Raw genomic sequence first — 1372 nt, forward strand, 5'->3', positions numbered from 1 at the left:
GAAGTTAATGGAATGGGGATGGGCTTCGTTTCCCTCGGTTTACTGTCTGAAGTAATCGGTAGAAGTCCAATTGGTCCATACATTTTCGGCTCTATGGCACCTGATGCTGGAAATGGGGAAATTCTATGGAAGGCAGCCACCCCGATGCAGAAAGAGAAGTACTTGGTGCCTCTTGCCAACGGTGATATCCGCTCCTGCTTTGCGATGACAGAACCAGAAGTTTCCGGATCGGACCCTACGACACTTCAGGCCCGAGCTGAACTGGAGGGCGATGAATGGGTCATTAATGCCCATAAATGGTTTACAACAGGCGCTATTGGTGCATCGTTTTCCATTGTAATGGCAATGACAGATCCGGAAGCTCCACGTCATCAAAGATTCAGCTTGTTTCTCGTCGATTCTGATAATCCTGGTTTTGAAATCGTTCGTGAAGTACCTATTATCGGCGATCATTATACTGGTGGCCATTGTGAAGTGCGGTATACGAACTGCCGCATTCCTAAAGAAAACCTTCTTGGACAGCGTGGTGAAGGGTTTAGGCTTGCCCAACTAAGGCTTGGACCAGGAAGAATCACCCATGCAATGCGCTGGATTGGCGTTTCGAAACGAAGCTTCGATTTAATGCTTGACTACGCTTCTCGACGTGTGACACGTGGAAAAACACTAACCGAGTTCCAATCGATCCAAAACTTCATTGCTGATTCATCTGCTGATATTGAAGCTGCTCGTCTAATGACGCTCCATGCTGCCTGGAAATTGGACAATGGTGATCAAGCTCGTAAGGAAATCTCAAGAATCAAATATTTTGGAGCAAAAGTGCTGCATGATGTCATCGACCGAGCCATTCAAGTGCATGGCGCTCTCGGAATTACAGGGGATACGCCACTTGAAGGCTTTYACCGTGAAGCACGGACTGCCAGAATCTATGACGGTCCGGATGAAGTCCATCGCAGCGTAGTAGCCAAGCTGGAACTCAAGGAGTTTATGGGGGGGAAATCCAATGTCCAAAAACCAGTCCAAAACACAAGCCAGTCAAATTGATTGGAACTTAATCGAAAACTACATCCGCTCACATATTCCTTTTTTACCGAATGATTCACTGCAGGCTAAAGCTTTCTCTGCAGGTTACTCGAATATTACGTACCAAATCAATATCGGAAAGTGGGAGGGTGTTTTCCGTCGTCAACCATTCGGAGACCTCCCGCCAAATGCACATGACATGAAGCGAGAGTTTACGATTTTGGGCAAGCTTAATCCCGTTTTTCCTTTGGCACCAAAACCGTTTTTATATTGTGATGACCCAGCCATTACGGATAAGCAATTTTATATAATGGAAAAGAAGGTAGGGCTTGTCCTTGATGATTCCCTTCCC

General features: G+C 46.3%; 2 protein-coding genes. Both read left to right on the forward strand.

From position 1 onward, the window contains the following. Window positions 1-1041 (forward strand): acyl-CoA dehydrogenase family protein (locus tag AC1DUW_RS28930; RefSeq protein WP_477644202.1); only part of this gene is annotated, 1041 nt, incomplete at its 5' end. Then, a partial coding sequence (locus tag AC1DUW_RS28935) for a phosphotransferase (RefSeq protein WP_477644203.1) occupies window positions 1001-1372 on the forward strand: 372 nt, incomplete at its 3' end. The genes AC1DUW_RS28930 and AC1DUW_RS28935, both read left to right, overlap by 41 nt.

This window comes from Peribacillus sp. P4_C12 (genome assembly GCF_056402095.1).